The following is a 7,981-nucleotide window of genomic DNA, read 5'->3' on the forward strand; positions in this document are numbered from 1 at the left end:
CGGTACGGTGGTATCGGCCGGGGTGGACAGTTTGCCGCCGATAAAGCGGGTCCAGTCCACGGGAATATCGTTACGCAGATCGTCGGCCAGGGTCGCCAGCGTCTCGCCCTTTTCCAGGCGATCGCGATAGGCCTCGAATTGCTTGGCGGCATCGCCGTCGGCAAGCACGCCTTCCTTGACCAATTGCTGTGCGTACAGCTCGCGGGTCGTCGGGCGCTTGCGGATGATCTGGTACATCACCGGCTGCGTCGCTGCCGGTTCGTCGGCTTCGTTGTGGCCATGGCGGCGATAGCAGACCAGGTCGATCACCACGTCCTTGCGGAATTCCTTGCGGAAATCGTAAGCGAGGCGGGTAGCCTGGATGACCGCTTCCGGATCGTCGCCGTTCACGTGCAGCACCGGCGCATTGACCATTTTGGCCAGGTCGGTGCAGTACATCGTCGAGCGCGCGTCCTGCGGATTGGATGTGGTAAAGCCCACCTGGTTGTTCACCACGATGTGCAGGCTGCCACCGATCTTGAAGCCGCGGGCCTGCGACATATTGAACAGTTCCATGTTCACGCCCTGGCCGGCCAGCGCAGCGTCGCCGTGTACCAGCACGGCGATCGACTGACGGCGCTCGGTGTCGCGGCGGCGAGTCATGCGCGAATGCACGGAGCCTGCAACCACCGGATTGACGATTTCCAGGTGCGAAGGGTTGAAGGCCAGCGCCACGTGCACGCCACCGTTGGGCGTCTTGACGTCCGCGGAGAAGCCCATGTGGTACTTCACATCGCCGGAATGGGCCGGATCGTCGCCGTCGTGCTCGAACTTGCCTTCGAACTCGTTGAACAGGGTACGCGGCGGCTTGCCCAGGATGTTGACCAGCACGTTCAATCGGCCACGGTGAGCCATGCCGATGACGACTTCCTTGACGCCGTTGTCGCCTGCGGCGCGAACGACATCGTCGACCATCGGGATCAGGCTGTCGCCGCCTTCCAGCGAGAAGCGCTTCTGGCCGACGTACTTGGTATGAAGATAGCGCTCCAGGCCTTCGGCGGCCGTCAGGCCGTCGAGCAGGTGCTGCTTTCCGGCCTTGTCCAGGCCCGCGCTGCCACCGGCTTTTTCCAGGCGGGTGTAGATCCAGTTGCGCTGCTCATGGTTGCTGATGTGCATGAACTCGGCACCGATGGTGCCGGCGTAGATCTTCTTCAACCGGGCAAGCAGGTCGCGCAGTTTCATGCGCGGGCCGGTGCCGGCGAAGTTATGCGTGTCGAACTCGGTATCCAGGTCCGACTCGGCTAGGCCATGGAAGGCCAGGCCAAGGTCCGGCGCCTCGAGCTTCTGGGTCAGGCCCAACGGGTCGAGGTCGGCGGCCAAGTGGCCGCGCGAGCGGTAGGCGGTCAGCAGGCGCAACACGCCAGCCTGCTTGCGGGCATGGGCGTCGTCCACGCTGCCGGCGACCACGCCGGTACCGTTGTAGCGCTGCTTTTGTGCCGCCTCTATACGTGCAATGGCCGCGGTGTGGGACACGTCCCCCGACTCGCGGCCTTTGAAGGTCTGGAAGTATTGGTTCCACTCGGCGGGAACCGACGAGGCGTCGACCAACCAAGCTTCATACAATTGTTCAACATAATCGGCGTTACCGCCTGCGAGTTGCGAGGATTCGAAGAACTCGCGGATCAGGTTTGTGCTCACGTCACCACCGGCAGGGAAGGGAGGCTGACAGCGCCGGCCTCTTGCGGGCCGAAACGCTGGCGAAAAATCCTGTTAATTATAGCGCCGGGCTGCTGCGGCGCGGCAACCCGATTTGTCGAGAAAAGTGGGGATCGGCGACGAAATTTCGAGCCCTTGGGGTACCGCCGCGGTCGGAAGGGCCATGACGTTCCGACGATTTCTGGTTTTCGGGACGTGGAAGGCCACTCGCCGGGCTACGGCTTGGCGTTCAGTAAGGAGTCGGCTGGCCTCGCCGTTTTGTCAGCCATCCGGAAAGGTGGGGGCGGGGAAGCAAGGCTTCAAATCCCTAACGGCAACAGTGCCGATGCCCGCTCGCTTCTTTCCCAGACTTCATTGAAGTGTTGTATCAGCGGCACTTGTCCGCCCCTGTCCAGTAGAGCCGTCCGGCCCTGTGGGCGGGACGCCTCCGGCTGGAATACGTAACCGCCGACATCGTCGAACATGTAGGCGCTGCCATAGCCGAGGTCCTGTTCCGCTGTCGGTACGCGCACTAACACAGTACTCGACAGGCGTTGCGCCAGCGCTACCAGCCGGTGGCCGTCGCGCAGGACCGATTGCGGGTCGTGCAGGAGGATCCGGATTTCGGCACCTCGGCCGGCGGTGGCGATGCGGCGCAATTGGGTCATCTCGGCCGTGTCGCTGAAGATATCCGCGGTCAGCATCGGCTGATAGATGGAGAGCCGATAACGTGCTTGCTGCAACACGGCCAGCCGTGCAGCGGTCAACTCGTCACGGCTGGCGATCGGCGGCATGGCATTCGGCTCTTCAGCGCAACTTCTTTTTCCGGGCAACCAGGTGACCGTCGTTGGTCAGGGCCAACAACAAGGCCAAGTCGGCAGCGGGCAGCTTGCGCGTCGGTTCCCATTGGCGGTGGCCGCACAGTTGTTCGGCGAGACCGGCGGTCGCCGGGTAAGCATGCCCGTTGGCATAAAGCGTACAGTCGTGTTTCCCACGGCTCCAGGCCATGCGAGACCATGGATGGCGCAGCAGTTCGCAGCCGCCATCGAGAAGCTTGAGCAGAGCCTTGTCGGTCAAGGCCTTGGCGGGCATCGCCGGCGTTTGTGCTACGCGATAACGCGTAATGAAGCGGCCGAACCAATCACGCAGCGTATCGTCGTCGAGTGCGGTGGCGATCGGCAGTGCATGGCGCAATCGAGCCAGTGCCGACTTGTCGATTTCACCGGCCGCCCTGACGGGCGCCAGATCCGGATCGGCATAACGCTGTCCTTCGTTGAGACGCTCGGCGAGATAGTCGGCCAGGTCACCGGTCAACTCCGCCTGCGATGGCGCGCGCATGCCGACCGAAAAGGTCATGCACGGGCCGCCGAAGGCGACGCCGTCATGTGGCACGCCCGGTGGCAGATAAAGCATGTCGCCCGGTTCCAGCATCCATTCGTGGGTCGGCTCGAATACTTTCAGCTGCTTGAGTTCGATGTCGTCGCGAAAATCCTTGGGCGCGGCCGGATCGTCGCTGATCGCCCAGTGTCGTTGCCCCAGTCCCTGCAGCAGGAAGACATCGTATTGATCGACATGCGCACCCACGCCGCCACCCGGCTCGGCGTAGGAAATCATGATGTCGTCGACGCGCCAGTTGGGCAGGAAACGAAAGGCTTCCAGTAGCGCGGCGACATCCGTGTCCCACTTGTCGACATCCTGTACCAGCAGGGTCCAGTCGCGGTCCGGTGTCTTGGCGAAGTCGTCTTCCGATAAGGGGCCGGTCTTGACGCTCCAGCGGTCCCGCTTTTCGTCATGGACGATCAGGCGCGACAGCGCGTGCTCTTCGCACGCCAGGCCTGCCAGGTCGTCCGGCTGCAGCGGAGGCACGAAATCCGGAAAAGCATTGCGGATCAGCAGCGGGCGTTTCTGCCAGTAATCGCGCAGGAATTGCGCTGGCGACATACCCAGTGGCTGCTTGATGCTGCCGCGGACTTCGATGGGAGGCGTGGCGGGCATGGGCGTCAGATATCCCGTGCCAACGGTGCGGCCAGCCCGATGTACCCGCCGGGTGTCAGGTCGAGCAAACGCTGCTTGGCATCGGCCGGGAGGTTCAGGCCCTCGATAAAGCTGCGCATCGATTCGCGAGTAATACCTTGGCCGCGAGTCAGCGCCTTCAGCTGTTCGTACGGCTCGGGCAAGCCGTAGCGGCGCATCACAGTCTGCACGGCTTCGGCCAGTACTTCCCAGCTGGCGTCGAGATCGGCAGCGAGGCGGTCGGCATTGACGGTGAGCTTGCCGAGGCCCTTGAGCAGCGATTCCAGTGCGACCAGGGTATGGCCGAAGGCGGTACCGAGTGCGCGCAGTACGGTCGAGTCGGTCAGGTCGCGCTGCCAACGACTGATCGGCAGCTTCTCGGCGAAATGGCCAAGCAGAGCATTGGCCAGGCCGAAGTTGCCTTCGGCGTTTTCGAAATCGATGGGATTGACCTTGTGCGGCATAGTCGAGGAACCGACTTCGCCGGCCTTCAGCGACTGCTTGAAGTAGCCCAGCGAGATATAGCCCCAGATATCGCGGGCCAGGTCGATCAGGACGATGTTGGCGCGGCGTACCGCGTCGCAATATTCGGCGATGCCATCGTGCGGCTCGATCTGGGTGGTATAGGCGTTGTAGTCCAGGCCGAGGCTCTCGACGAAACGCTGCGAGAAACCGCGCCAATCGATTTCGGGATACGCAATGGCATGAGCATTGTAATTGCCCACCGCACCATTGATCTTGCCCGGAATCTGCAAGGTCGCCAGTTGCGTGCGCTGTCGTTCGAGGCGCGCCACCACATTGGCCAGTTCCTTGCCCAGCGTGCTCGGCGATGCCGTCTGGCCGTGCGTACGTGAAAGCATCGGCATGTCGGCCTGAGCATGGGCCATGGCACGCAAGGTGGCGATGACTTTGTCGAACGTCGGCAGCAGCACCTGGTCGCGCGCGTCGCGCAGCATCAGCGCATAAGACAGGTTGTTGATGTCTTCGCTTGTGCAGGCGAAATGCACGAATTCCTTGGCCTTGGCCAGTTGCGCATCGTCGCCCATGCGCTCCTTGATGAAATACTCCACCGCCTTGACGTCGTGGTTGGTAGTCGCTTCGATCGCCTTGATGCGTGCGCCGTCATCGACGCCGAACCGGTCGGCGATGGCTTGCAGTTGCGCTACGTGCGCATCGGAGAACGGTTGCAGCTCGCCGATCCCCAAGTCCGCCGCGAGCGCCAGTAGCCAGGCAATTTCCACCTGGACGCGGCGGTGCATCAGGCCGAACTCACTGAATATCGGGCGCAGCGCCTCCGCCTTGGCGGCGTAGCGGCCGTCCAGGGGGGATAGGGCGGTGAGGGCGTGGGACATGGGATCGGGGTTCCTACAGCGGGTAAACGGCGATTTTACATGGGAGTGCTGGCCGGTGGCTCGTTCCTCGACTGCCCCCGCCCCTTGCGTCTAAACATTTCTGGCGCCATAACCGGCAAGTCCCCCCACAGGAGTCCGATCCATGGCAGCCAAGTTCCGCATCGAGCACGACAGTATGGGTGAATTGAAGGTCCCAGCCGATGCCCTCTATGGCGCGCAGACCCAGCGTGCGGTGGATAACTTCCCGATTTCCGGGCTGCATTTGCCGCGCGCTTTCATTCGTGCGCTGGGGCTGATCAAGGCTGCGGCGGCCGAAGCCAACCTGGCGCTGGGTCATGTCAAGAAAGGGCAGGCGGCAGCAATCCGCAAAGCGGCGCTGGCGGTGGCCGAGGGCGACTACGACGCCCATTTTCCGATCGATATCTTTCAGACGGGGTCGGGTACCAGCACCAATATGAATGCCAACGAGGTTATTGCCCACGTAGCGGGCAATGCGGGCAGCAAGGTGCATCCGAACGATCACGTCAATTATGGGCAAAGTTCCAACGATGTGATTCCGACAGCGATCCATGTGAGTGCCACATTGACCGCAAGCGAGCAATTGCTGCCGGCGCTCAAGCACCTGCGCAAGACCATCGACAAGCGCGCTCGCGAACTCAAGAGCGTACCCAAGACCGGCCGCACCCATCTGATGGATGCCATGCCGGTGACGTTTGGCCAGGAGCTTTCCGGCTGGGCGGCGCAGATCGGTTCGTCGATCGAACGTATCGAGGACAGCCTGAAGCGCATGCGCCGCCTGCCGCAGGGCGGTACCGCGGTGGGCACGGGAATCAACGCCGATCCGAAATTCGGCACGACGCTGGCACGGGAGCTGAAGAAGCTCACTGGCGTAGGTTTCGACTCGGCCGAAAACTTCTTCGAAGGGATGGCCGGACAAGATGCTGCCGTGGAATTATCCGGGCAGCTCAAGGTGCTGGCGGTGGCGTTGATGAAAATCGCCAACGATCTGCGCTGGATGAATTCCGGCCCGTTGGCGGGGCTGGGCGAAATCGAGCTGCCAGCCTTGCAACCGGGATCGTCGATCATGCCGGGCAAGGTCAATCCGGTCATTCCGGAGGCTACTGCGATGGTGGCTGCACAAGTTATCGGCAACGATGCGGCGATCACCATCGGCGGCCAATCAGGCAATTTTCAGTTGAACGTCATGCTGCCGATGATTGCCTACAACCTGTTGCAGTCGATCGAGATCCTGGCAAATGTCAGCATCCTTTTGGCCGACAAGGCGATTGCGGGTTTCAAGGTGAACACAGCAAGGGTCAAGGAAGCGCTGGACAAGAACCCTATCTTGGTTACTGCACTCAATCCGGTCATCGGTTACGAGAAAGGTGCGGCGACGGCCAAGCAGGCCTACAAGGAGAAACGTCCGATCATGGATGTGGCGCTGGAAACCACTGGACTTTCGAAGGAAGAACTCAAGAGGCTGCTCGACCCCATGACATTGACCAAGGGCGGTATTCATGGTGGCGGCGGAAGCGGCGGCTAAAGGCATATCGAGGGGGTACCTAAGTCGGTCGCGACTGCGCAGCGCAAGGCCTGACCGGTCGCGGCGGAAGCCGCTTCTACAAGGTAGGTGGTCGTTAGGCGTTTCCTGAAGGCCTATCGAGCCGATACTAAAAAAACTGCCGGCGATGCACTGTCCTGGTTGCATCGCCGGCAACACTCACGCCCGGGCGTCATTGCCCTAGCCAGCATCCTTGCCTTTCGATTTGTCCATATCCTTGGCGCAATCGTCGACATTGCCGCGATCCACAATGCCCGCGTAGGGTTTGAAGGCCGGTAGCTGTGTGGCCAACTGATCCTGGACGGTTTTGATACCGGCGGTGTCCTTGCAGATCGCGATGCCGAGCGTCTGCAACTCGTCGGCACCCTTGGCCGCTCTGTCATCGGCTTGCTTGCTGCTGGACGCGTGCGCGATGGCATCCAACGCCATCTTGCCGCCTACCTTGCCCATCTTCAGGCCGATGTTGTGAACATCGGCGACATTCATGTAGTAAGCCATCAGCAGGGCCTGCTGCTGGGGCGTCAAATTGACCGGCTTGCCGTCGATCGCGAAGTTGCCGCTGGAATCGATCACGCCTTCTGGCTGGCCTTCGGGCCGGAGCATTACTTTGTCGCCCTTGAGTGCGATGGCACCGTTCATCATGTTGGTGTCCGCCCCCATATCGCAGCCGGCAAGCAAGGTGCTGCCGAGCAGAAGGGCGCCTAGCCATGGCCGGTAGTTCATACGTATCCCCTTGTGGTCCGATGATGATGGCTTGAGCTTGAACGGGATTAGCGTAGTGCCGATCAACTGTCGTCGCGAATGCGGCGGTACCAGACGGCTCCGGCGAGCAGGGCAGCGCCGACGGCCACGCCGATCCATAGTTCGATCGAGCTGAGCAGCATGAGGCTTGTGCCAGGCGTCAGGATCGAAGAACTGTCGTGCGTGCCCAGAGCGGCCATGGCCTGACCCTGTTGGCTGTCGAACACCAGGTTCGAACCAGGAAACACACTGAGGATCAAGCGTTGCACGACGTGATGCCAGAACCAACCGGACGACAGGTTGAACAACCCCATGATGTTGAACCAGGTGACCAGCAAACCGGCGACCAGTGGCGCAGCGATGGCCCAGAGGAACGGCTTGCTGCGTGCCCAGGCCGAGCAAAGCATCAGCCAACCGACGGCCGGCAGAGCCCAGAGTGCATACAGGGGGATCGCGCTGATCAAGGCCAGCACGGTGCGGATCGGGTGCGCCAGCATCAACAGCTGCCAGACATTGATGCCGTGGAATGAGAGCACGAAGGCGAACAGAATCAGCTGAACGATGCCGATCGCGATGCCGATGACGACTGCAATCAGCGGTGCGAGCACGACGGCGCTGACGACCTTGGACAGTACAGTGC

General features: G+C 61.8%; 6 protein-coding genes and 1 pseudogene. 1 reads left to right on the plus strand and 6 read right to left on the minus strand.

All coding sequences use genetic code 11. The annotated features are described in order from the left end of the window. The 4 genes from VIM98_RS03665 to purB form a co-directional block, all read right to left on the minus strand. A partial coding sequence (locus VIM98_RS03665) for a thiamine pyrophosphate-dependent enzyme (protein ID WP_331991739.1) occupies positions 1-1,677 on the minus strand: 1,677 nt, incomplete at its 3' end. A gap of 317 nt (positions 1,678-1,994) precedes the next feature. Beyond that, a complete protein-coding gene (locus VIM98_RS03670; protein WP_331991740.1) occupies positions 1,995-2,468 on the minus strand; it encodes a hypothetical protein in 474 nt (157 codons plus the stop codon). 13 nt (positions 2,469-2,481) lie between these two features. Then, positions 2,482-3,669, minus strand: a complete 1,188-nt coding sequence (locus VIM98_RS03675; RefSeq protein WP_331991741.1) for a cupin domain-containing protein — start codon at positions 3,667-3,669, stop codon at positions 2,482-2,484. A gap of 5 nt (positions 3,670-3,674) precedes the next feature. Next, positions 3,675-5,039: an adenylosuccinate lyase gene (gene purB / locus VIM98_RS03680; protein ID WP_331991742.1), complete on the minus strand. Its 1,365-nt coding sequence runs from the start codon at positions 5,037-5,039 to the stop codon at positions 3,675-3,677. 142 nt (positions 5,040-5,181) lie between these two features. On the opposite strand from purB, the gene VIM98_RS03685 reads away from it, so the two are divergent. Then, complete coding sequence (locus VIM98_RS03685) at positions 5,182-6,582, plus strand: class II fumarate hydratase (protein WP_331991743.1); 1,401 nt, start codon at positions 5,182-5,184, stop codon at positions 6,580-6,582. 198 nt (positions 6,583-6,780) lie between these two features. On the opposite strand, the gene VIM98_RS03690 is transcribed toward VIM98_RS03685, so the two are convergent. Beyond that, positions 6,781-7,323, minus strand: coding sequence for a hypothetical protein (locus tag VIM98_RS03690; protein ID WP_331991744.1), 543 nt, complete (start codon positions 7,321-7,323; stop codon positions 6,781-6,783). A 62-nt stretch (positions 7,324-7,385) separates the two neighbouring features. Then, positions 7,386-7,981, minus strand: a pseudogene (locus VIM98_RS03695) (hypothetical protein); the annotation flags it as partial.

This window comes from Dyella sp. (genome assembly GCF_036568765.1).
Classification (GTDB): domain Bacteria; phylum Pseudomonadota; class Gammaproteobacteria; order Xanthomonadales; family Rhodanobacteraceae; genus GSA-30.